Below are 23057 nucleotides of genomic sequence, written 5' to 3'. Positions count from 1 at the left end.
TTAGAGGATGGCGATGGCGTAGTTTTCGATGACCGTATTGGCCAGCAGCTTTTCGCACATTGCCTTCAGGTCGGTCTCGGCCTTGGCCTTGTCGGCGCCTTCCAGTTCCAGATCGAAGACCTTGCCCTGACGGACATGGCCGACGCCACCAAAACCGAGGCTGCCGAGCGCGCCTTCGATTGCCTTGCCCTGCGGATCGAGAACGCCGTTCTTCAGCGTAACAGTCACCCGTGCCTTGATCACCTGATCTTCTCCTGATTTACCCTACGAGGCCAATATAACTTTACGGGGCCGATATTACTTTACCAGACCGATATTACTTTACGAGGACTGGGCCGGTGCCGCGGATCGGTTCGTTTTCATTGATGATGCCGAGACGGCGCGCCACTTCGGAATAGGCTTCCACCAGCCCGCCCATATCGCGGCGGAACAGGTCCTTGTCCATCTTTTTCTGGGTCTCGATGTCCCACAGGCGGCAGCTATCGGGCGAAATCTCGTCGGCGAGGATGATGCGCATCATGTCGCCTTCGAACAGCCGGCCGCATTCGATCTTGAAATCGACGAGCTGGATGCCGACGCCGAGGAAGAGGCCGGACAGGAAGTCGTTGACGCGGATGGCAAGCGCCATGATGTCATCAAGCTCGGCGGGGTTTGCCCAGCCGAAGGCCGTGATGTGCTCTTCGGAGACCATCGGGTCTTCCAGCTCATCCGACTTGTAATAGAACTCGATGATGGAGCGCGGCAGCACCACGCCTTCGTCAATACCGAGGCGCTTGGAGAGCGAGCCGGCGGCGACATTGCGCACGACGATCTCGAGCGGGATCATCTCCACTTCCTTGATCAACTGCTCGCGCATGTTCAGGCGACGGATGAAGTGGGTGGGAATGCCGATCTTGTTCAGATGGGTGAAGACATATTCGCAGATGCGATTGTTCAGCACACCCTTGCCGTCGATGACTTCGTGCTTCTTCTTGTTGAAGGCGGTCGCATCGTCCTTGAAGAACTGGATAAGCGTGCCTGGCTCCGGACCTTCGTAGAGGATCTTGGCCTTGCCTTCGTAAATACGGCGGCGACGGTTCATAATGGCAGGTCTCTTGGTTGACGCCGATTCTGGTGGCGTTGCGTTTGGTCTTTGAAGCGGTCCCATAAAGGAAAAGAGTGCATTCTACAATGCGGCTGGCATATTTCCCTTCAATTCTTGTGACAGGCCCGGGAAACCGCTTCGTCTTGAAAATCGGCCTGCGGGGCCGATCGAGGGGGAGGCGGTCCACATGGCCGCCACTGTCAGGACTCGTTCGCCTTCAGCCGGCTCAGGAACTGGGCGAACACCATGCCGCCTTCGGGCCATGGGCCGTGGCCGGATTCCGCGTTGATATGGCCGGACATGCCGGCATCGACCAGCAACGAACCCCAGGCGGCGGCGATGTCATCGGCATGTTCATAGGAGCCGAAGGGATCGTTCCTGCTGGCGATGGTGATCGCCGGAAACGGCAGCGGATCGCGCGGATAGGGCCCGAAGGTCATCAGGTGTTTTGGCCGGATGTCGGGATTGGCGACATCGGGCGGAGCGACAAAAAGTGCGCCGGAGACTTTCTTGCCGATTTCGGGCAAGGCGTGGATGACAGTCGGCACGCCAAGCGAATGGGCGACGATGACGATGGGCTTTGTGGAGGCGTTGACCTCTTCCACCAGCCGGGCGATCCAATCTTCCTTTACCGGCTTCGACCATTCGGCCTGCTCGACACGGCGGGCGGTGGAAAGCTTGCGCTCCCAGCGGCTCTGCCAGTGGTCGGGGCCGGAATTGGTATAACCGGGGACGATCAGGATATCTGCTTCTGAAACTTTCATGCGCCCATATCTGTGTTGTGATGCCGCCGCGATCAAGGCCGCGGCGGCATTAACTTCAAGGAGTTCTCTCAGGCCTTGCCGAAGACACGGGTGAAGATCGTGTCGACATGCTTGGTGTGGTAACCGAGGTCGAACTTCTCACGGATCGCCTCTTCGGGAAGGGCGGCACGCACTTCCTCGTCGCCCAGCAGTTCCTCCAGGAAGTCCGCACCCTGTTCCCAGACCTTCATGGCGTTGCGCTGTACCAGGCGGTAGGCGTCTTCACGCGAAACGCCGGCTTGCGTCAGCGCCAGCAGAACGCGCTGCGAATGCACGAGGCCGCGGAACTTGTTCATGTTCTTCAACATGTTGTCCGGGTAGATCACCAGCTTTTCGATGACGCCGGCCAGACGGTTCAGCGCGAAATCGAGGGTAACCGTGGTATCGGGGCCGATGGCGCGTTCCACGGAGGAGTGGCTGATATCACGCTCGTGCCACAGGGCAACGTTCTCCATGGCGGGGACGACGGACATACGCACCAGCCGGGCAAGGCCGGTGAGGTTTTCGGTGAGAACCGGGTTGCGCTTGTGCGGCATGGCCGACGAGCCCTTCTGGCCGGGAGAGAAGAACTCTTCCGCTTCCAGAACTTCGGTGCGCTGCATGTGGCGGATCTCGATGGCGACGTTTTCGATCGACGAAGCGATGACGCCGAGAACGGCAAAGAACATGGCGTGACGGTCCCGCGGGATGACCTGCGTGGAGACCGGCTCGGGAATGAGGCCGAGCTTGGCGCAGACATGTTCCTCGACGCGCGGATCGATATTGGCGAAGGTGCCGACGGCGCCAGAGATCGCGCCCGTGGCGATTTCCGCACGGGCATGGACGAGACGCTCGCGGTTGCGGTGCATCTCGGCGTAGAAGCGGGCGAAGGTCAGGCCCATCGTGGTCGGCTCGGCATGGATGCCGTGGCTGCGGCCGATGCGCACCGTGTTCTTGTGTTCGAAAGCGCGGGTCTTAAGCGCGGCCAGCACCCGATCCATATCGGCGAGCAGCAGATCGGCAGCGCGGACGAGCTGGATGTTGAGCGTGGTGTCCAGCACGTCGGACGAGGTCATGCCCTGGTGCACGAAACGGCTGTCGGGGCCGACAAATTCCGCAAGATGGGTGAGGAAGGCGATGACGTCGTGCTTGGTCACGGCCTCGATCTCATCGATGCGGGCGACGTCGAAAGTGGCGCTGCCGCCCTTTTCCCAGATTGTCTGGGCGGCGGACTTGGGGATGACGCCGAGTTCGGCCAGCGCGTCACAGGCATGGGCCTCGATCTCGAACCAGATGCGGAACTTTGTTTCCGGCGACCAGATGGCGACCATTTCCGGCCGGGAGTAACGAGGGATCATGGCAATGACTTTCTTAGTGGAGGAATTTTGCTGCCCGTTTAGCAAAGTGTTCCGGTAATCTCAATCTATCAAGCTGCATGGCTATGTCGCTTGCGGCGCACGCCGGCAGAGGAACGCGCCGGCGGCCAAGAGCGGAAGAGCCGCAAAGGGGAAATACAGTCCGAGACCGAAAATGGCGAATTGGTAGACCGCGCCGAGCGAGGTGAAGAGCTGCTGGAAGAACCAGATGCGGGAAAAAGCCGGTGCGTGCCATTGTGCATAAAAGATGCGGTATTCGAATGCGAATAACGCTGCCGCAACGGCTAGGGTGAAAAAAACGATCGCGAGACAGGCCGCCGCAAAACGCAATGGCCGGGATGTTGAGGTGGGGAGAAGTCGCAATGCAGAGAGCGTCAGTAGCCAGCCGAAAAAGCCACCCGAGAAGAAAAGCGTCACGATATCGGCGGCGTGATCGGTTTCCAGCCTGTTGCGGACATAGAGGCCGATGGCAGCGGATGCTGCCGAACAGACGCCCCAGCCAAGAGCGCTGAGCAGGATGAACAGAGTTGGAAGAGCCCTGTCACGGAAACCCTGCATGACGCTTTCCATGACAATCCCCGATGCCTTGTTATGCCGCATTCGGACGTGGTGGGTTAGGTTCGTCCAGCTTCCGCTGCGGAGCGCAGCAGGGCGACCGTCTTGCGATAATCTTCAACCCCATCGCCCTTGAAGACCGCCGAACCGGCGACCAGTGCATTGGCGCCGGCTGCGATGATGTCACCTGCGGTCTGCGCCGTGACGCCACCATCGACTTCCAGCTCGATCGGCCGTTGGCCGATCATCGCCTTTGCTGCGCGGATTTTGTCGAGCATTGCGGGGATGAATTTCTGGCCGCCGAAGCCAGGGTTGACGCTCATGATCAGCACGAGATCGACATCATCGAGCACATTTTCGATGACGGAAAGCGGCGTTGCCGGATTGAGCGTGACGCCGGCCTTCAAGCCAAGTCCGCGAATGGTCTGGAGAGAGCGATGAAGGTGCGGTCCGGCTTCCGCATGCACGGTGATGCTATCGCAGCCCGCCTTGGCGAAGGCCTCGAGATAGGGGTCAACGGGGGCTATCATCAGGTGGCAATCGAAAAAGGCGTTGCTGTGCGGCCTAAGCGCCTTGATCACGTCGGGTCCGAAGGAAATGTTGGGGACGAAGTGGCCGTCCATCACGTCGAGATGAATCCAGTCCGCGCCGGCTTCCGTGACATCGGCGACTTCCTGTCCGAGCTTGGCGAAATTAGCAGCCAGAATGGACGGTGCTATGCGGATGGGCAGGGACATGGGGCAAACTCCTCTCGACGCGTTGCGTAAGCTGCCTTTAGCATCAAGTATCCGGGTTTGAAACGGCTTGCGGCGCGCTTGCCTGGGGTTTTCAGCCGTGTTTCATCGAATTTACGCGGATGTCGTGTCGCCTATTGTCTTTCCGCCTTGTCCGCCGGCTCGAAGCGCTGGCCGTTCCAGCGCTGCAGGCGATAGGGATTGTCGGAAAGGTCATGTGATGGTGTGAAGCCGAGATCGCCGATGACGGTTTTGAAGACGGTGCCGCCAGCCAGTATTTCCGGCGCGGGTTTCGATTGCGCCTGTGTCGCCTCCGCAAGGGCGGCAGTCAGTTCCGTCGCCGCATAGGCCGGCAGGACGTAACCCTCTGGTTCGATGCCGGCGGCGCGCAGCTCTCCGCTGACGGCCTGGGCCGAGGGCAGGGTATCATAGGCCGGGCGCGTGACGGCCAGCACATTGGCGGTGAGGGGAACCGGGTTGTTCGCCGCATTCATGGCGTCGCCGCCCATGATGGTCAAAGCAAGGTTTTCGGATGCGGCATCCCTGGCGATGATGGCGACGTCGTTGCGCTCCGCACCCACGAAGACGTGGGAAATGCCGGTTCGCGCCAGCCGGCGCACCAGCGCTACCTGCTGTTCCTGGTTGGGGCGCATCGTATCGGCAAGGGTGGGCTTGAGGCCGTTTTCCTCCAGCGACGCGCGGATGCGGTCGACGAGCTCGCGGCTATAAATCGTGCCGTCATCCACAAGCCCGATGGAATGTCCCTTCCAGTCGCGCAGGATAATTTCGGCGATCCTGTCCGATTCGGCCCTGTCGGAAGGGGAGAGGCGGAAAAGCGGCCAGCCATATTTCAGGGAATCTTCCATCAGAATAGGCGCGCGGCTGGAGAGCGTGATCGCGGGAATGGCGGCCGCCTTTAATGGCGGCAGAACGCCCTGAAGCGTTTCCGTGCATAAAAAACCGATCGCGGCGCTGACCTTGGCGGCCACCAGGCCATCGGCAATCGCACCACCGCTGCCGTCTTCGCAGCTCTCGTGGATTTCGACGACATCGAGCCCAAGCTTGGCCGCCGCCGCCTTGGCACCTTGCCGTACCTGTTGCCCCAGAAGCTCGTAAGGACCGTTCTGCGGAGCAACAATGCCAATCGATGCCGCGCTTGCTGAGCCCGCAAAGGCAAAACCGGCGATAATCGTTAGCAGGCGAAGTGAAAGCATGACGTGATCGAAATCCTGTTGTCCCGGCTTGATGTTTATCGGCAACAACCGGTTTTCCAAAGGAAAAATACGTGCGCTTCACAGACATTCCCGCAAAACCACCACATTGCTGATGTGCCGGCTCTGCTATCAAGGGTCAGCTCGCCGATCTTTTGCTGCTTTCTGCACTTGCCCGTTTCGAGCGCAGCTCCTCCCCAAGGCTTTGCTCTACCCAGGGCAACTGGGACATCAGATCGTTCCATTCAAAGGAGGAGCCGGCGCGGCTGGTCAGATTATTGTGCCATCTGGTCAGCTCCGCGAAGCGCTGATCGTCGGTTATCCTGACGTCGTGGTCGCGATAAACCTTGTTTATAAGCCTTCCCAGCGGGTTGATCAGATCGATCAGAAGCTGATGTGAGCCATGGTCCGTGCCGGTTGACTGCCCACCTTCGAACATATCGCCTTGGCCTGTGACGAGCCAGGAGATGTTCACGCCGAACTCCCGATGATACGCGGATAACAGTTCCGCGTCGGGCACGCGCTCTCCCCGCTCGTAATGCGCCAGCCCGCTTTTGCTGATTGTCAGTCGACTGGCGAAGACGTCCCGATCATCGATATCGAACGCGGCCCTCACAGCTCGGAGGCGTCTTCCTAGGTCTGTCTTGGGCTCGACTTCTTTCCTAGCCAAATTCTTTTAAATTAAATCACAAATGGAGTTTACAAAAATCCAAATGTAATTTAATCCTCTCTGTGTTCGCATATCAACAATTGGAAGGGCGTCTGGCAGGACGCACTTGTTTTAATGGGTTATTTAGCACTGTGTTAAAGGCATCAGCAAGATAGAGCACACGCGTCGTGCTCCTGCATAAAATCAAATATCGCGCCGTTGGGTTGTTGATGACTCGTTAGCGGTCTTCAACTCGATTCGATTTTGAGGTGAGGATGACAATATTTGCATACATAGATCACCGAAAAGGCGGTCATGATGGGTATTGAGAGGCCAGGGTTGTTAAACAAGGTACTCAGTTTGATTGTTAAGGGCCTTGCAATGCTCGTTTTGTATCCGTTTCTTTTTTTATTCGCGATTGTCGTCATGGCGATGGTGATGATTTCTCCTGAGATCAAGCCAAGAGAAGAACGGCTGGATTGATCGAAATTTCCTTGCCAAACAAAAGGGGAATTGCCAGCGCAAGTATGCGCTTTGTGGAACGAATATGGAGAAAATTGCCCAAAATATCGTAATTTACTTTAGGCGTAGGTCTTTATTGCTGGTTTTATTCGTTTCTATTTTTATGTGGTGGCTTATCATTTCTTGCGGCAGATTCATTACATCGACATTGTAAGTGCTTTTATTACTGCGACGGGACATTGCATCCGTGCGGGCTCGCCTGCGTATCGGAAAATTGCCTAAAGTCAGCATTGCAAACAAGTTTACGACGCCCGCGTTGTTCGATTGATCGCTTTTTCGAACAATCAATTTTTAGTTGTATTCGCCTCTCGCGGAGGGAAGGACCGTTATCGTTAATTTTGTGCGGAGTTTCATCCGCCTGCCTCCTTTGCTGCGGGGAGAAACTCCGTGCGGCAGAATGACTGTATTGTTTTATAAAATTATCATATTTGTGGAGTAGATATGCAATTTGGAATGTGCGCGTTAGCGGTTGTGCCTCTTAGAGTGCAGCCCACAAAAATGCACATTTTATTCCCATCTCCATAAGTCGCTGATATATATTCAAAATAGATAAAGCTTCATCACGGGGGAAGGTTTCTTCCCGCGGTTTTTTCGCATTTGCGAGAAGATTTGCTTGACGGAAAGTAAATGATTAGCTTAGATGGAATTGTTTCAGGGGACGACTGAAATTGGCCGTAACAGGCCTCGGAAAGTGTTCCGATTATAAGCACTGCCAGACTATATTACATTCTATATTCTATTTTTTTCATTACGTATAAACCGCTTCGGGAAACTGGGGCGGTTTTTTACATGAAGCTAATTTAAGCAATTTAAAATTGAATTTGAAAAGCCTCGCGCAAAGGCGTTCTTTCATTTCTGCTTTTATAGAAAAGATATAGCGCGGAGGGGGTGAATTCGGCTCCGGCTCACAATCCATACGGCTGTTCGAAAACGCGCTTTGACTGCGCCCGTCGCCCGCAGGCGGTCGGCTCAGTTTCCCGTCCGGCCTTGTTTCAGGGCGGCCAGGGCGTCTTTTGCAAAGGCGGAGAGGGGCTCGGGAAGCTTATCCGGATCGAACCAGCCAATGGCGGAAAGCTTGTCCGGTTCGGTCAGTGTCGGTTCACCCTGCGTATCGCGGGTGACGAAGATCAGCGAGACCCAGTGGTGACGGTCTTGCGGATCAATGAATTCGCTGTGGCAGAGAAATTCGACGGCGCCGATCTGAAGGCCGGTTTCTTCTTCGGCCTCCCGCCGCGCTGCGGCGAGGCAAGTCTCGAGGTGATCTACCTTGCCGCCCGGAATGCTCCAGTATCCGGCTTCCGGCGCTTTGATGCGCCGGCACAAAAGCAGGCGGCCTTCGCGCAATATGACAAGGCCCACGCCAACACCCGGAAAATCGAGGCCGGGCTTGATGGTCAATGTCATGTTGTCCATGGCGCTGGTCAGGCCTTGGCGTTGGCCACGATCAGCATGAAGGCGGGAATGTCGTCGCCGAAACCGACCGGTGTCGGGCCATCGTCATGGTCACGATAATGGCGGCGACGGTCGCGGTTGTCGTCATTGGCGTGCAGCGAGTTCAGGTTGCGGCTGTTGCGCTCGGAATTGCGCGGGGTCTTTTCCGGTCTGCGTTCTGCCTTCACCTTGTCTTCTCCGTGAGCCGCGATGTTCGTATCCACAGTGGATTGTGCACCCTGATTGATGTTTTCGACCGGCGATGCGGGTGCATCGCGGCGGTTTCTGTCGCGGCCTCTGCCGCCACGTTCCTTGGTGCCACGGCGGCCGGAATTGCTTTCAAAGCTTTCCATGGGCGCGGGGAGTGTGGACAGATCGCCGCTCAGCCATTCGATTTTTTCGGCAATCAGCTTTTCGATCGCGTCGAGATATTTCGCGTCGCTCTTGGTGACGAGGGTGAAGGCCTTGCCCGAACGGCCCGCACGACCGGTGCGGCCGATGCGGTGGACATAGTCTTCGGCATGAATGGGAATATCGAAGTTGAAGACGTGGCTGACGTCTGGAATATCAAGTCCGCGTGCTGCAACGTCGGAAGCGACCAGCAGCTTCAGGTTTCCATCCCGGAAGTTCTGCAGCATCGTCGTGCGCGAGCGCTGATCCATGTCACCATGGAGCGCACCGACGGAAAAGCCGTGACGATCCAACGAGCGGAACAGATCGGCGACATCCTTCTTGCGGTTGCAGAAGATGATGGCGTTCTTGAGTTCCGCTTCTTCGGCACGGACCAGATCGCGCAGCACGGCGCGCTTTTCGTAGTCCTTGTTGTGCGCGGCGACGATACGCTGCGTCACCGTCTTTGCGGTGGAGGAGGGCTTGGCAACCTCGATCCGCGTCGGGTTCTGCAGGAACCGGTCAGCCAGCTTCTGGATTTCCGGCGGCATGGTGGCCGAGAAGAACAGTGTCTGCCGGGTGAAGGGGATCATTTTGGCGATACGCTCAATATCGGGAATGAAGCCCATGTCGAGCATGCGGTCGGCTTCGTCGATGACGAGGATTTCAACGCCGGTCATCAGCAGCTTGCCGCGCTCGCAATGGTCGAGAAGGCGGCCGGGGGTGCAGATCAGCACGTCGGCGCCACGCTCGAGCTTGCGGTCCTGGTCTTCGAAGGAGACGCCGCCGATAAGGAGGGCAACGTTCAGCTTGTGATTCTTGCCGTATTTCTCGAAGTTCTCCGCCACCTGCGCTGCGAGTTCACGGGTCGGCTCGAGGATCAGGGTGCGCGGCATTCTGGCGCGCGCGCGGCCCTTTTCGAGCAGCGTCAGCATCGGCAGAACGAAGGACGCGGTTTTGCCCGTGCCGGTCTGTGCGATACCGCAGATATCACGCTTTTCCAGCGCGGGCGGAATGGCGCCGGCCTGAATGGGTGTCGGCGTCGTGTAGCCGGCATCTGCAATAGCGGAAAGAACTTTTTGGCTCAGGCCAAGATCAGAGAATGTTGTCAAAGGAAGAACTTTTTCCGTTCTGGTTCGGTAAGAACACCTGCGTGCCGCTACGGCACTTGCAAAGACTTGGCGCGGGGATAGGCCCAAATTGCCGGAAAGTCAAGGAAACAACGGGAATAGCGCGCGAAACGTGATGCTCCGGGCGGGGCTTTTGAGCCTTGGTCGTGAATTTGTGCGATTTATCGTAAAAAGAGCAAAAGAAGCGTTAAAATCGGCCTGCTATTTCAGATAGGTTTTCAGCTCCGCCCCGGCGATCAGGTAGCGCATGGGGTCGACCGGCGTATCGTTGCGCCGCACTTCGTAATGCACATGCGGGCCGGTGGAGCGGCCGGTGCTGCCGGCGCGGCCGATGACGTCGCCTGCTTCCACCCGGTCGCCAGCCCGGACGAGGATGGCTGAGAGATGGCCGAATCGGGTGGAGACGCCCTGACCGTGATCGATCTCGACCATATTGCCGTAACCACCGGAGTTTTCCGCCACCGTCACCTTGCCGGCGCCGGTGGATTTGACGTCCGCGCCGGTTTCAGCGCGAAAATCGATGCCGGTATGCAAAGCGGGACGTCCGAGAAACGGGTCCATCCGGTTGCCGAATCGGCTGGTGATCGCCCGGCCGGGGGCAGGGTTGCCGAAGGGCAGGGCAGTCGCGCTTTCCTTGACGACATCAAGCCGGTTCAGCGCATTGTCGAGATTGGTGAGCGACAGGTTGAACGGGTCGGTTTCACCGCGCTCAGGGGCTGCATAGGGGCCGCCGACATCGTCGGTGCCGTTTTCCTCAATCTTCAGGCCCGCCTGCCGGATGATGTCCTGCATGGCGCTTGCCTTGTCCTCGGCGTCGCTGGTCAGCCTGGCGATGCGCGATATCTGCTGGCGTTCGATATCCTTCAGCGACAGCGTGACCTTGGAGAAAACCCGGTCTGCCCGGTCCGAAGGTGTTTCGCCGGATTCAGGCACATAGGCGGCCCGTCTGTCGGCAGCGGTGGCTTTTTCCGCCTGCGGCTTCGGCGCCATCAGCTTTTCGATGGCGGAAAGGCCGCCGGAGAGATCCGCGCGTTTTTCCGGCACCATGGCGTTCGAAAGGGAGGAGGGGGCGGCCGGGGCGGTGGCTGCGATGCCGGAATTTTCGGCGCGCTCCAGAAGCTCGCTCATGCGCCCGTGGCGCGAGGTCAGCGCTGCCTGCTGTTCCAGCAGTTTTTCTACTTTCTTTTCAACGACCTGCTGATCGAGCAATTGTCGGGAGGTGACGCGGTCCACCTGGGCTCTGAGCGCCGCGATGCGATCTTCATAGTCGTTCTGCATGCGGGTCTGGCGCGCCATGGTCGCGCCGATCAGGTCGTCGCGCAGGATGAGATAGCTGGTGGCACCGAGATAACCGAGCGAAAACAGGCCGATCGTGCAGCCGGCAAGCGCCGCCATCCATGGCCGGATGGTCATGTGCCGCACGTTTTCGCCGCGCGCGAGAATGAGCACATGTGGCTCGCGCTTCTTGCCGAATACCCGATTTTCCGCCGTATCAGTCACAATCTCTCTCCGGACTGGCCGATTTCTTAAGCGAAATCATAATTCGTTAAGGTTAACGAAGTTTTGCCGGAAGGGCGTTGTCGGCTATTGGCTGACGGATGTGAGTGAGCGGTAGAAGGAGGGTGTCAGGCCGGCTTCGGCACGGGCGAGATCGTTGAAGGGCGGTTTCAGTGGGCCGCGGAAATTGGCGCGCACCAGCTGCCTGAAGGTTGCGGCCGGGTCCTTCTTTTCACGCGCGCAGAGGAACCGGAACCATTTGGCGCCGATGGCGACATGACCCTTTTCGTCATTATAGATGACATCGAGAACCGCGGCACTTTCGAGATCGCCGGTCTCGCGCATCTTGGCCTGCAGGGAAGGGGTGACATCCAGCCCGCGCGCCTCCAGAATGAGCGGCACGACGGCGAGCCGCGCGGTCAGATCGTTGCGGGTGGAATGCGCAGCCTGCCAGAGCCCGTCATGGGCGGGCAGGTCACCATAATCGGCCCCGAGGCTTCGCAGCCGGTCCCGAACCAGCCGGAAGTGCTTCGCTTCCTCGAAGGCGACCTGCATCCAGCCATCGAAAAAGGAATGGGGCACCGGCTCGCTGGCATAACGGGCGACGATATCGAGCGCGAGATCGACGGCATTGAGTTCGATATGCGCGATGGCGTGCAACAGGGCGATGCGGCCCTTGACGTTGTGCAGCGAACGCCGCTCCACCGCGGTCGGCGGAACGAGTTCCGGCTTCCCGGGCCTGCCCGGCCGCTCGGGCAGGGGTGGATCGAGCGGCGAGCGCAATGACAGCCGGCGTTCGAACCAGCGCGTTGCGGTTTCCTGCGCGAGTTCGGTCTTTCGATCGAGATCGGCACTGGCGATCGCTTCCGTGGCGCCGCCGCGCAGGGAGATGATTTTGGTCGGGAGCATCACGGCTGGATGGCCCTCAGAGCTTTTTGGCGGCCTCGAGAACGCCCTGCGCGTGACCTGCGACCTTCACCTTGTTCCAGATTTCGGCGATCTTGCCATCCGGGGCAATAAGGACCGTCGTGCGTTCGACGCCCATGTATTTTTTCCCGTACATGCTTTTTTCCTTCCAGACGCCATAGGCTTCCAGAACCTTCCTCTCTTCGTCGGAAGCGAGCATGACGGAAAGGGAATGTTTTGCCGCAAACTTGTCGTGGCTTTTGACGCTGTCGGGCGAAATGCCGATGACGACGGCATTGGTGGCCTCGAATTGTCCGCCGAGCGCGCTGAAGTCGATCGCTTCGACGGTGCAGCCGGATGTGTCGTCCTTGGGGTAGAAATAGAGGATGACGGCCTTGCCTTGCAGTTTCGACAATGTCACCGTCCCTTCACCATTACGGGGCAAGGTGAAGTCGGGGGCGGGGCTGCCAATCGTCAGGTCAGTCATAATCTACCTTTCTTTCGCCGGTATGTTGAGGGAAAGTCGCCACATTCGATATATAGCGAAACCGCGCGTCGTCCAGATCATGATTCAGATTTCCGGGAGATTAGGTCTGAAATCTGAATCGTGATCTGAATTAAACAATTAGAGCGGGATTCCAGACTAAAACCGCTTACACTTTTCGCCATTCCGCTCCGGTGTTGCGGCGAAACAGAAGCTATCCAAGGGCAAACACGGGCGTATGGCTGAAATAAGGGGTGAAAAGGTTACGTTCGGCAAGCGCGATATGATTGCGCTGCACGAGCTTCCTTCGGCGCAGGCCGAAGACCCGATCATCGTGCATTGCCCGCCGCCGCGCTCCATGGCGCGCGCTTTCTGCAAGATTTTCGCCGCCCTTTTCGTGCTGGCCTTCCTGTCCATCGGCGGCATTATCGTATCGGTCGAGACCGGCTCCATCGACAAGACGCTTTCGAGCCAGGCCCAGCAGGCGCTGGAAAAGGCGCTCGGACCCCATTACAGCGCGCGGATCGGCTCCTCGGCGATCCGGTTCTCCACCGGGCTGCGGCTGGCGCTGGTGGCTGAGGATGTGGATATTATCGAGAAGGAATCCGGCCAGCATCTGAGCCGGGCGCGGGCAATCGGCATGGCGCTCGATCCGCTGGCGCTTCTGGCCGGCCATGTGTCGGTACAGAGCCTCGAAGCAGACGGCATGGAACTCGATACGGCGCTTTTGCCGAAGGGCAACGGTTTCGATCTCGCCAGCATCAAGCTCGACGCCGTGCCGCAGCAATTGCAGGCGGCCTTCGGGCAACTTGACAAGCTTGCCCAGGCTTTTCTGAGCAGCGGTACCGAGGAAATCGATATTTCCAGCGTTTCGGTTCACCTGCCGCCCAATGAACAGGGCAAGCCGCGCACCATCGAGGTGCGGGAGCTGTCGCTGACACCGGATCAGCAGGGTGGATATACGCTCGATGGAGAAACGCTGTTTAACGGGGAAATCGCCAGCGTGTCGCTCAGAACCTCCGGCACAGGTGGTGTGATCGACGGTTTTGACGCCCGCATCGATGGTTTCGATATCGGCCCGTTCCTGGAGAAATTCGATCCCGACGGAAATCTCCATGAAGGCCTGAATGTCAAGACTGGCGTCAATATCGTCGCCCGGCGTGCCACGGCGGCGCAGGAGCCGCGGCTGGACGTTTCGCTCGGCCTTGGCAATGGAACGCTGATGATTGGTGGCGAGGCCCAGCCGTTCACGACCGGCACCGTGCATGTGCGTTATGATTTTGCGAAAAACAGCCTGGTCATCGACAATTCGCGGGTGGAACTCGGGCGGACGATTATCCCCGTCAACGGTGAAATCAGCGATACGGAAGAGGGCTTCGGCCTTTCACTGAGAGTAGACAATGGCGTCGCTTCCTCCGAAGCCTCCGGCGAGGCACCCGTTCCTTTCAACCTGAAAGCGGACGGTCATTTTACGACGGCCACGAAGCAGCTCGACGTTCCCTCCCTTTACGTCAGCGGCCCGCTCGGAGACATGGCGGGATCGCTGAAAATCCGGTTTGGACAGGGTTCGCCGGAAATCAGCTTCGGCGGCCAGATTCCGAAGATGGAGGCGACGGCCGTCAAGCAGCTCTGGCCGTTCTGGATGGCGCACAAGCCGCGTGACTGGGTGGTCTCTAATCTCTACGGCGGCACCGTCACCAATGGGTCAATCGCGATCTTCATTCCGCAGGGACGGATGTGCGGCCCGGGCTGCCCGCTGGTGCTTGGCGAAAGCGAAATGCAGATCCGCTTCGACATCGACGATACGCGCCTCAACACGACAGGCGACATTCCGCCGCTGCGGGATGTCGATGCGCATTTCGACCTCGTCGGCGGCAAGATGGCCGTCGATATCAAGCAGGCGACGTCCTATTTCCCGTCCAACCGGACGCTTTCGCTGGAGGACAGCCGCTTCCTCATTTCAGATGTGTATGAGAAGCCTTTGCTCGGAAATCTCGAGCTGAACGTGTCCGGTGCGGCCGATGCCGTGGCGGAGCTTGCGACGCTCAAACCCATCAATGCGCTCAAGGATACGCAGTTCAAGCCGGAGGATTTCACCGGCGACGTGAGGGCCAATGCGAAGCTGACTGTTGGCATGCTTTCCAGCCAGAACCCGCCGCCGCCGGTGTGGACAGCCGATCTCGACCTGAAGAACCTGGCACTGACCAAACCCTTTGCCGGCCACAAGGTGACTGCGCTTGACGGCTTCATGTCGCTGAACGACCACCAGCTCAAACTGGAGGGCAAGGGCCGGGTGGACGACGTGCCGATGGATATCGTGATGACGGAGCCGGTGCGCAAGAACAGCAATGTCGCTCCCACCCTGTCCCTGAAGGCCACCTTGAACGAGACGCAGGTCGCCAAGCTCGCACCTGAACTCTCCACGGTCCTCGGCGGTACGACGGCGATCGAAATCGACGGCGCCGATCCAAAAAGCCAGGACATCAAGCTCGATCTCACCAAGGCATCGATCATCCTGCCCGGGCTCGGCTGGAGCAAGGGCATCGGCATTCCCGCCAGCGCCGCCTTCACCATGCAAGTGGCGGACGGGCGCACGACGGTTAGCGACTTCTCCCTCGATGGCGACGGTTTCGGTGCCGCCGGTGATATCACCTTCAGCAAGAACGGCCTGATTTCCGCCGATCTTAGCCGCGTTAAACTCTCGCCGTCCGACAATTATGCCGTTTCGGTCGCCGCGTCCAAGAACGGCTACATCGTCAATGCGTCGGGGAAATCCGCCGATCTCAGGCCCTTCATCTCGAAGCTGCGCAGCCCTTCGAGCGGTGGCGACGGCGCATCCCGTTCGCAGCCCACGCTTTCGGTCAAGGCGCAGTTCGACAAGGTGTACGGTTTCAACGACGAGGTGCTTGCCAACGTCAATGCCGATGTCAGCGTGCGGGACGGCAAGGTGCGCTCGATCGACGTGCGCGGCGTCACCGGCAATGGCCAGGCGGTTGTTGCGCAGACCGTCAATCGCGGCGCGACTGGAACCGTAACGCTGACCAGCAGCGATGCGGGCTCTCTTGCCCGTTTCGCCAATATCTACAGCCGTATTCGCGGTGGCCTTCTCAATCTGGCGCTGACAACCTCGAATGGCAGCGACTGGAGCGGCTCGCTCGACCTGCGCAATTTCGCCGTCGTCAACGAAGCCAAGCTCCAGGACATTGTCGCCACGCCGACGGGAGAGGACGGCAGAAGCCTCAACAATGCGGTGCGCCGCAATATCGATGTCAGCTCGGAGAAATTCCAGCGCGGTTTTGCCCGGGTGGTTTACGTCAATGGTTCTGTGGCGGTGGAAAACGGCGTGGTGCGCGGTGAACAGATCGGCGCGACATTCCAGGGACTGCTAAAGGATCAGAGTGGCCGTATGGAGATGACAGGCACCTTCATGCCCGCCTACGGGCTGAATCGGTTGTTCGGCGAGTTGCCCTTCATCGGCATCTTCCTCGGCAACGGCCGCGACCGCGGCCTGCTCGGCATCACCTTCAAACTATCAGGCCAGACGGACCAGCCGAAACTGACGATCAACCCGCTGTCGCTGATTGCGCCCGGTGTCTTCAGGCAGATTTTCGAGTTCCAATAAAAAGGGCCGCTTTCGCGGCCCTTGATGCAAGGTTTGGCGCTGGTTTTACGCCGGGCGAACCAGAACGTGCTTCTTCTTGCCGACCGACAGCTTGATGACGCCATCGCCGGTCACTTCGCCGGTGCCGATCATCTGGCGCTCATCGGAAACGCCCTGATCGTTGATCTTCACTGCGCCGCCCTGAACATGGCGGCGGGCTTCGCCGTTCGAACCAGCAAGGCCGGCGCGCACGATGAGGGAGAGGACGCCGACGCCGGCTTCGAGTTCGGATGCCGGGACCTCGATGGAGGGCAGGTTTTCAGCCAGCGCGCCTTCCTCGAAAGTCTTGCGTGCCGTTTCCGCTGCTTCTTCCGCTGCAGCGCGGCCATGCAGGATCGCTGTCACTTCCGTTGCAAGGATCTTCTTCGCTTCGTTGATTTCCGATCCGCCAAGCGCGGCAATGCGGGCGATCTCATCCATCGGCAGGGTGGTGAAGAGCTTGGCGAAACGCACAACATCAGCATCTTCGGTGTTGCGCCAGTATTGCCAGAAATCATAGACCGGCAGCAGGTCCTTGTTCAGCCACACGGCACCGGATGCCGACTTGCCCATCTTCGCACCCGAAGAGGTGGTCAGAAGCGGCGAGGTCAGCGCGTAAAGCTGCGGTGTCCCCATGCGGTGACCGAGGTCGATGCCGTTGATGATGTTGCCCCACTGGTCCGAACCGCCCATCTGCAGCCGGCAGCCGGTGCGCTGGTTCAGTTCCACGTAGTCGTAGGCCTGCAGGATCATGTAGTTGAATTCGAGGAAGGACAGCGACTGCTCGCGGTCGAGGCGTGTCTTCACGCTGTCGAAGGACAGCATGCGGTTGACCGAGAAGTGGCGGCCGACATCGCGCAGGAATTCGAGGTAGTTCAGACCACGCAGCCAGTCTGCATTGTTGATCATCAGCGCGGGATTATTGGCGCGGTCATAATCGAGGTAGTTGGCGAAGACATGCTTGAGCGAGGTGATATTGTCCTCGATCATGTCGATCGTCATCAGCTTGCGGGCCTCTTCCTTGAAGGAGGGATCGCCGACCATGCCGGTGCCGCCGCCCATCAGGGAGATCGGCTGGTGGCCGGTCTTCTGCATCCAGTGCAGCATCATGATCTGGGTGAGGTGGCCGACATGCAAACTGGAAGCCGTCGGGTCATAGCCGATATAGGCGGTCACGGTTTCCTTGGCGAACAGTTCGTCGAGACCTGCCTCATCGGAGATCTGGTGAATGAAGCCGCGCTCATCGAGCGTGCGGAGGAAATCGGACTTGAACCTGGACATAACCTTTTACTTTCTGGTTTGATCTTTTCCGTCATTGAAAGCCAATGAACGCCGGGGCTTTATCATTGTTTTTTGAAATGTGCACCCGTTTCGGCCATGAATATCGGGATTCACGTCATCATGATTCGATATTGCAAGGGAGCGGCGCGTGGGCGAGATCAAAACGGCGATCGGGCTGATGAGCGGCACATCGATGGACGGCATCGATATCGCCCTGTTGCGCACCGATGGCGAAAGCGTGGTGCGACACGGGCCGAGCGGTTATTTCCCCTATGATCCCGGTCTGCGCGCCGTCTGGCAGAAGGCGCTCACGACAGCCAAATCCATCCGCGAACGGCGTGAGCGTCCGGGTGATCTGGGCGAGGCCGAGCGCAAGTTGACGCTTGCCCATGCGGCGGCGGTGAAATCCTTTCTCCATCGTCACCGGCTTCTGCCCGGTGATATCGATGTCATCGGGTTTCATGGGCAGACGGTGCTGCACCGGCCGGATGAGGCACTGACCGTACAGATCGGCGACGGCGCGCTGCTGGCCTCCGAGACCGGCATCGACGTGGTGTACGACATGCGGGCCAACGACATGGTGCATGGCGGGCAGGGTGCGCCGCTCATTCCCGCCTATCACATGGCGCTTTCCGCCAATCTGCCTGATGGGTTCGAAACGCCCGCTGTTTTCGTCAATATCGGCGGCATCTCCAATCTGACTTATATCGGTGAAGCGGGGCGGCTTGCCGCTTTCGACAGCGGCCCCGGCAACATGTTGATCGACCAGTGGATCGAGGCGCATACCGGCAAGGCCTTTGACAAGGGCGGCAGGACGGCGGCGGGCGGGAGCGTCGTTGGCTCGCTGGTGGCGCGTTATATGGAAAGCCCGTTCTTCTCGGCCAATATCCGCCGCTCGCTGGACCGCGGTGATTTTGTGCCGCCGAAAAAGGGTGAGGTTTCTTTGGCGGATGGGGCACGGACGCTGGCGCATCTGACGGGTGCTGCCATTCTGAAATCGGCGAGCTATTTGCCGGAAACGGCGAAGACCTATGTGGTTTGCGGTGGTGGGCGGCTCAACCCCGTGATCATGGCGGAATTTGCGGAGCTTGCAGCAAAGGCGGGTGCGCGGGTGATTGCGGCGGAAGAGGCGGGATTCGATGGTGGGGCGATGGAGGCGGAGGCGTGGGCCTATCTGGCGGTGCGTTCGATGAGGGGGCTGCCGCTGACCTATCCCGGCACGACGGGCGTGAAGGAGCCGGTGACGGGTGGGGTTTTTGTGCGGGCGTAGTGATCGAGGGTGGGTGGGGCTTACCCCCCTCTGCCCTGCCGGGCATCTCCCCCTCAAGGGGGGAGATCGAATCGTGGCGACCTTCCGGCCATCTTAAACGTAGAAGCTTGGGCGATGAGCAGGCGTCTGGCTGATCTCCCCCCTTGAGGGGGAGATGCCCGGCAGGGCAGCGGGGGTGAGCCAAGCCCGCCGGGGACCATTGTAGGGATATCAAGCCTGCCCGGATACCGGGCGGCCAATCACCGAATGCGCTTCGCCGCCGGTTCCGGCACAAGCTCACCGTTCAGGCGACGGTCGAGATAGTCCTCGCATTCGCCCATCAGCTCATCCACCTTGCCGTTGAAGAAGTGGTTGGCGCCGGGAAGCGTGCGGTGGGTGATGAGGATGCCCTTTTGGGTCTTCAGCTTTTCGACCAGACCGTTCACGTCCTTTTCAGGCGCGACCTTGTCGCTATCACCGTTGATGATGAGGCCGGACGACGGGCAGGGAGCGAGGAAGGAGAAGTCGTAGGTATTGGGCTGCGGTGCAATCGACATGAAACCTTCGATTTCCGGACGACGCATCAGAAGCTGCATGCCGATCCAGGCGCCGAAGGAATAACCGGCGACCCAGCAACTTTTCGAATCGGGATGCAGACTCTGCACCCAGTCGAGCGCGGATGCGGCATCGGAAAGCTCGCCGGCACCGTGGTCAAACTCGCCCTGGCTGCGGCCGATGGAGCGGAAATTGAACCGGAGCGTCGTGAAGCCGCGCTTCTGGAAAAGATAGAACAGCTGATAGACGATCTGGTTGTTCATCGTGCCGCCAAACTGCGGGTGCGGATGAAGAATGATCGCTATCGGCGCGCTCTTTTCCTTGGAGGGTTGATAACGGCCTTCGAGGCGACCCGCAGGGCCGTTAAAGATGACTTCGGGCATTGGTACTCCGGTCGTGTTTTTTCATTCCCGAACCGCATTCTTCCGATGAGAAGACTTGACGAACTGTGTCATCTTTTCTAGAACGCAGTTTAGAATAATTCGAAACTTTGCGTGTGCTCAAGCACTCGGGTCGTGTCATAAGGCAAGCGCAACTGTAATTTCAAGAAAAATGCGTTTTGGCGCATATAAGATTGAGCGAAGCTTTTCCGCTATGACGGGTTTAACGCGCACATATATGGACTGGAACGCCACGGCGCCGCTTCTGCCCGCCGTGCGTGATATCCTTGTGTCCGCGCTTGATCTCGCCGGCAATCCGTCTTCCGTGCACCGGGAAGGGCGTGCTGCCCGCGCCGCCGTGGAGGCTGCCCGCCGTGACGTCGCCGCCCTTGCAGGCGCGCAGGCATCCCATGTCACCTTCACCAGCGGTGCGACCGAAGCGGCCAATCTGGTTCTGACACCGGACTTCAAAATGGGGCGTGCGCCTGTGCGTTATGGTCGCCTGTATGTGTCCGCCATCGAGCATCCCGCTTTCCGGGAAGGCGGCCGGTTCGATAAGGCTGACGTTACGGAAGTTCCCGTTACGTCAGCGGGTGTCATCGATCTTGCTGCGCTTGAGGCGTTGCTGTCGTCGCACGACAAGTCCACCGGCCTGCCGATGGTCGCCTGCATGCTGGTCAATAATGAGACCGGCATTCTCCAGCCGGTGGCGGAAGCCGCGCGGCTCGTGCACGCGGCGGGCGGGTTGATGGTGGTTGATGCGGTTCAGGCAGCGGGCCGCGTTCCGCTCGATATCAATGCGCTCGATGCGGATTTCCTCGTTCTCTCGTCCCACAAGCTCGGTGGTCCCAAGGGTGCCGGCGCTCTCATCTCGCGCGGTGAGGTGATGATGCCGAAGCCGCTGATCCATGGCGGCGGGCAGGAAAAGGGACATCGTTCCGGCACGGAAAATACCCTGTCGGTCATGGGTTTTGGTGCCGCCGCAGCCGTGGCGGCCGAGAGGCTGACGGACGAAGCGGCGCGTCTTGGCGCACTGCGGACGAAGCTCGAGAACGGCATGCGGGTCAATGCGCCTGATGTCATCATCCATGGTGCGGATGTTGCCCGTGTGGGCAATACGACCTTCTTCACCCTGCCGGGGCTCAAAGCGGAAACGGGACAGATCGCCTTCGATATAGAAGGCATTGCGCTCTCTGCCGGTTCGGCCTGCTCTTCCGGCAAGGTTGGGGAAAGCCATGTGCTGACGGCGATGGGGCAGGATCCCAAGCTCGGCGCGCTCAGGATTTCGCTTGGCCATGCGACTGACGAGGCGGACATAGACAGGACGATTGCGGCGTTCACGAAAATTGCCGGGCGGCGCAAGCTTTCCGGTCAGGCCGCTTGAAAATGCGGCAAAGAATTGCGGAATAGCAATTTTCCGCTTGCCGGGATGTGTGAAAAGCGCCATCCCGCACCTACATGGGTATAAGCTCCGCCCCGGCTGACGGCTCGGAACGATTTGCCCGAAGATGAATAAGGCGGCTTTCCGCCTTGATACGTTGACAAGCCACCGGACCTTGGCTCCGGCGAGATTGGAGAACGACATGGCAGCGGTTCAGGAAACGATCGATCAGGTACGCCAGATCGATGTGGACCAGTATAAATACGGCTTCGAGACAAACATCGAAGTCGACAAGGCCCCGAAGGGCCTTTCGGAAGAGGTGATCCGTTTCATCTCGGCCAAGAAGCAGGAGCCGGAATGGATGCTGGAATGGCGTCTTGAGGCTTACAAGCGCTGGCTGACGATGGAAGAGCCGACCTGGGCGCGCGTCAGCTACCCTAAGATCGACTTCAACGATCTTTATTATTACGCGGCGCCGAAAAGCACGCCCGGCCCGAAGTCGCTCGATGAAGTCGATCCCGAGCTTCTGAAGGTCTATGAAAAGCTCGGCATTCCGCTGAAGGAACAGGAAATCCTCGCCGGCGTTGAAAAGCGCCAGGTGGCGGTGGATGCCGTGTTCGACAGCGTCTCCGTGGTCACCACCTTCAAGGCGGAACTGGCCAAAGCCGGCGTCATCTTCATGTCGATTTCGGAAGCCGTGCGCGAGCATCCGGAGCTGGTGAAGAAATATCTCGGCTCGGTCGTTCCGACGACGGACAATTTCTACGCGACGCTGAACTCCGCTGTCTTTACCGACGGTTCCTTCGTGTTCGTGCCGAAGGGTGTTCGCTGCCCGATGGAGCTTTCCACCTATTTCCGCATCAACGAAAAGAACACCGGCCAGTTCGAGCGCACGCTGATCATCGCCGAAGAAGGTGCATACGTCTCCTATCTGGAAGGCTGTACCGCTCCCCAGCGCGACGAGAACCAGCTTCACGCCGCCGTGGTTGAACTCGTGGCGCTTGATGATGCCGAAATCAAATATTCCACCGTCCAGAACTGGTATCCGGGCGACAAGGAAGGCAAGGGCGGCATCTACAACTTCGTGACCAAGCGCGGCGATTGCCGTGGCAACCGTTCGAAGATTTCGTGGACGCAGGTGGAAACCGGATCGGCCATTACCTGGAAATACCCGTCCTGTATTCTGCGCGGTGATGACAGCCGTGGCGAATTCTATTCGATCGCGGTCTCCAACGGCCACCAGCAGATCGATAGTGGCACCAAGATGATCCATCTCGGCAAGAACACGTCGAGCCGCATCATCGCCAAGGGCATTGCCGCCGGCTTTTCGGAAAACGTCTATCGCGGCCAGGTTTCGGCCCACCGCAAGGCGACCAACACCCGCAACTTCACGCAGTGCGACAGTCTGCTGATCGGCGACAAGTGCGGCGCGCATACCGTGCCCTATATCGAGGCGAAGAATTCCTCCGCTCATTTCGAGCATGAGGCGACGACGTCGAAGATTTCCGAAGACCAGCTGTTTTATTGCCTGCAGCGCGGCATCCCGGAAGAAGCGGCCATTGCGCTGATCGTCAACGGCTTCGTCAAGGAAGTCATTCAGGAATTGCCGATGGAATTTGCCGTGGAAGCGCAGAAGCTGATCGGCATTTCGCTGGAAGGTTCGGTCGGTTAACTCTTGCTCGGCGTCATCCTCGGGCTTGACCCGAGGATCCATTGCCTGAGCGGAGACAACCCACTTCCTGGATCCTCGGGTCAAGCCCGAGGATGACGGATGAGAGATTTGAGACAAGCCCTGACGGGGCGCACGAGGCGGTCCTTGA

At 59.0% G+C, this 23057-nt stretch carries 20 protein-coding genes; 5 read left to right on the top strand and 15 right to left on the bottom strand.

The window, feature by feature from the left end:
• The 8 genes from purS to O8B93_RS22675 form a co-directional block, all read right to left on the bottom strand.
• The gene (purS, locus tag O8B93_RS22710) at positions 1-243 is read right to left on the bottom strand and encodes a phosphoribosylformylglycinamidine synthase subunit PurS (protein ID WP_003507918.1); all 243 of its coding nucleotides are present in this window, start codon (positions 241-243) and stop codon (positions 1-3) included.
• A 73-nt stretch (positions 244-316) separates the two neighbouring features.
• Positions 317-1081 (bottom strand): phosphoribosylaminoimidazolesuccinocarboxamide synthase, encoded by a 765-nt coding sequence (gene purC, locus O8B93_RS22705; protein WP_003516002.1) that lies wholly within the window; start codon positions 1079-1081, stop codon positions 317-319.
• Between the two features lie 203 nt (positions 1082-1284).
• Positions 1285-1848, bottom strand: a complete 564-nt coding sequence (locus tag O8B93_RS22700) for an alpha/beta hydrolase (RefSeq protein ID WP_269712143.1) — start codon at positions 1846-1848, stop codon at positions 1285-1287.
• Positions 1849-1916: 68 nt separating this feature from the next.
• Entirely contained in the window at positions 1917-3224 is a 1308-nt protein-coding gene (purB, locus tag O8B93_RS22695) for an adenylosuccinate lyase (RefSeq protein WP_269712142.1), read from the bottom strand.
• Positions 3225-3305: 81 nt separating this feature from the next.
• Positions 3306-3812, bottom strand: coding sequence for a hypothetical protein (locus tag O8B93_RS22690; protein WP_269712141.1), 507 nt, complete (start codon positions 3810-3812; stop codon positions 3306-3308).
• 44 nt (positions 3813-3856) lie between these two features.
• Positions 3857-4534 carry a ribulose-phosphate 3-epimerase gene (gene rpe / locus O8B93_RS22685; protein ID WP_063948726.1) on the bottom strand — a complete coding sequence of 226 codons (678 nt, stop codon included), beginning with the start codon at positions 4532-4534 and terminating at the stop codon, positions 3857-3859.
• Positions 4535-4665: 131 nt separating this feature from the next.
• Positions 4666-5745, bottom strand: coding sequence for an ABC transporter substrate-binding protein (locus tag O8B93_RS22680; protein ID WP_405049083.1), 1080 nt, complete (start codon positions 5743-5745; stop codon positions 4666-4668).
• 136 nt (positions 5746-5881) lie between these two features.
• Positions 5882-6412 carry a helix-turn-helix domain-containing protein gene (locus O8B93_RS22675; RefSeq protein WP_269712139.1) on the bottom strand — a complete coding sequence of 177 codons (531 nt, stop codon included), beginning with the start codon at positions 6410-6412 and terminating at the stop codon, positions 5882-5884.
• Positions 6413-6706: 294 nt separating this feature from the next.
• On the opposite strand from O8B93_RS22675, the gene O8B93_RS22670 reads away from it, so the two are divergent.
• On the top strand, positions 6707-6874 hold the full coding sequence (locus O8B93_RS22670; protein WP_269712138.1) for a hypothetical protein: 168 nt from the start codon (positions 6707-6709) through the stop codon (positions 6872-6874).
• A gap of 1008 nt (positions 6875-7882) precedes the next feature.
• Here the strand turns inward: O8B93_RS22670 and O8B93_RS22665 are convergent.
• From O8B93_RS22665 to O8B93_RS22645, 5 genes are all read right to left on the bottom strand, one after another.
• A complete protein-coding gene (locus O8B93_RS22665; RefSeq protein WP_269712137.1) occupies positions 7883-8326 on the bottom strand; it encodes an NUDIX domain-containing protein in 444 nt (147 codons plus the stop codon).
• 8 nt (positions 8327-8334) lie between these two features.
• Positions 8335-9846: a DEAD/DEAH box helicase gene (locus tag O8B93_RS22660; protein ID WP_269712136.1), complete on the bottom strand. Its 1512-nt coding sequence runs from the start codon at positions 9844-9846 to the stop codon at positions 8335-8337.
• Between the two features lie 219 nt (positions 9847-10065).
• Positions 10066-11364: a M23 family metallopeptidase gene (locus O8B93_RS22655; protein ID WP_269712135.1), complete on the bottom strand. Its 1299-nt coding sequence runs from the start codon at positions 11362-11364 to the stop codon at positions 10066-10068.
• Between the two features lie 84 nt (positions 11365-11448).
• Positions 11449-12270 (bottom strand): ferritin-like domain-containing protein, encoded by an 822-nt coding sequence (locus O8B93_RS22650; protein WP_269712134.1) that lies wholly within the window; start codon positions 12268-12270, stop codon positions 11449-11451.
• Positions 12271-12286: 16 nt separating this feature from the next.
• Complete coding sequence (locus O8B93_RS22645) at positions 12287-12754, bottom strand: peroxiredoxin (RefSeq protein ID WP_269712133.1); 468 nt, start codon at positions 12752-12754, stop codon at positions 12287-12289.
• Positions 12755-12989: 235 nt separating this feature from the next.
• Here O8B93_RS22645 and O8B93_RS22640 point away from each other — a divergent pair, with 235 nt between their 5' ends.
• Entirely contained in the window at positions 12990-16373 is a 3384-nt protein-coding gene (locus tag O8B93_RS22640; RefSeq protein WP_269712132.1) for a YhdP family protein, read from the top strand.
• Between the two features lie 45 nt (positions 16374-16418).
• Here O8B93_RS22640 and tyrS read toward each other — a convergent pair whose 3' ends face one another.
• Positions 16419-17672 carry a tyrosine--tRNA ligase gene (gene tyrS / locus O8B93_RS22635; RefSeq protein ID WP_269712131.1) on the bottom strand — a complete coding sequence of 418 codons (1254 nt, stop codon included), beginning with the start codon at positions 17670-17672 and terminating at the stop codon, positions 16419-16421.
• A 148-nt stretch (positions 17673-17820) separates the two neighbouring features.
• Between tyrS and O8B93_RS22630 the strand changes: the two genes are divergently transcribed.
• Entirely contained in the window at positions 17821-18942 is a 1122-nt protein-coding gene (locus O8B93_RS22630; protein ID WP_269712130.1) for an anhydro-N-acetylmuramic acid kinase, read from the top strand.
• Positions 18943-19181: 239 nt separating this feature from the next.
• Here O8B93_RS22630 and O8B93_RS22625 read toward each other — a convergent pair whose 3' ends face one another.
• Entirely contained in the window at positions 19182-19859 is a 678-nt protein-coding gene (locus O8B93_RS22625) for an alpha/beta hydrolase (protein WP_020012833.1), read from the bottom strand.
• Positions 19860-20070: 211 nt separating this feature from the next.
• Between O8B93_RS22625 and O8B93_RS22620 the strand changes: the two genes are divergently transcribed.
• On the top strand, positions 20071-21240 hold the full coding sequence (locus O8B93_RS22620) for a cysteine desulfurase family protein (protein WP_269712129.1): 1170 nt from the start codon (positions 20071-20073) through the stop codon (positions 21238-21240).
• Positions 21241-21439: 199 nt separating this feature from the next.
• Positions 21440-22909, top strand: coding sequence for a Fe-S cluster assembly protein SufB (gene sufB, locus O8B93_RS22615; RefSeq protein WP_006698793.1), 1470 nt, complete (start codon positions 21440-21442; stop codon positions 22907-22909).
• The last annotated feature ends 148 nt before the right edge of the window (positions 22910-23057 follow it).

It is taken from the genome of Martinezella rhizogenes, from assembly GCF_027460065.1.
GTDB classification, from domain to species: domain Bacteria; phylum Pseudomonadota; class Alphaproteobacteria; order Rhizobiales; family Rhizobiaceae; genus Agrobacterium; species Agrobacterium rhizogenes_C.
This window is presented reverse-complemented; position numbering and strand designations above follow the sequence as displayed.

Coding starts and splice junctions, on each gene's coding strand:
- purC (WP_003516002.1), bottom strand. CDS start 1,081: ATGAACCGTCGCCGCCGTATTTACGAAGGCAAGGCCAAGATCCTCTAC.
- O8B93_RS22700 (WP_269712143.1), bottom strand. CDS start 1,848: ATGAAAGTTTCAGAAGCAGATATCCTGATCGTCCCCGGTTATACCAAT.
- purB (WP_269712142.1), bottom strand. CDS start 3,224: ATGATCCCTCGTTACTCCCGGCCGGAAATGGTCGCCATCTGGTCGCCG.
- O8B93_RS22690 (WP_269712141.1), bottom strand. CDS start 3,812: ATGGAAAGCGTCATGCAGGGTTTCCGTGACAGGGCTCTTCCAACTCTG.
- rpe (WP_063948726.1), bottom strand. CDS start 4,534: ATGTCCCTGCCCATCCGCATAGCACCGTCCATTCTGGCTGCTAATTTC.
- O8B93_RS22680 (WP_405049083.1), bottom strand. CDS start 5,745: ATGCTTTCACTTCGCCTGCTAACGATTATCGCCGGTTTTGCCTTTGCG.
- O8B93_RS22670 (WP_269712138.1), top strand. CDS start 6,707: ATGATGGGTATTGAGAGGCCAGGGTTGTTAAACAAGGTACTCAGTTTG.
- O8B93_RS22665 (WP_269712137.1), bottom strand. CDS start 8,326: ATGGACAACATGACATTGACCATCAAGCCCGGCCTCGATTTTCCGGGT.
- O8B93_RS22650 (WP_269712134.1), bottom strand. CDS start 12,270: ATGCTCCCGACCAAAATCATCTCCCTGCGCGGCGGCGCCACGGAAGCG.
- O8B93_RS22645 (WP_269712133.1), bottom strand. CDS start 12,754: ATGACTGACCTGACGATTGGCAGCCCCGCCCCCGACTTCACCTTGCCC.
- O8B93_RS22640 (WP_269712132.1), top strand. CDS start 12,990: ATGGCTGAAATAAGGGGTGAAAAGGTTACGTTCGGCAAGCGCGATATG.
- tyrS (WP_269712131.1), bottom strand. CDS start 17,672: ATGTCCAGGTTCAAGTCCGATTTCCTCCGCACGCTCGATGAGCGCGGC.
- O8B93_RS22625 (WP_020012833.1), bottom strand. CDS start 19,859: ATGCCCGAAGTCATCTTTAACGGCCCTGCGGGTCGCCTCGAAGGCCGT.
- O8B93_RS22620 (WP_269712129.1), top strand. CDS start 20,071: ATGACGGGTTTAACGCGCACATATATGGACTGGAACGCCACGGCGCCG.
- sufB (WP_006698793.1), top strand. CDS start 21,440: ATGGCAGCGGTTCAGGAAACGATCGATCAGGTACGCCAGATCGATGTG.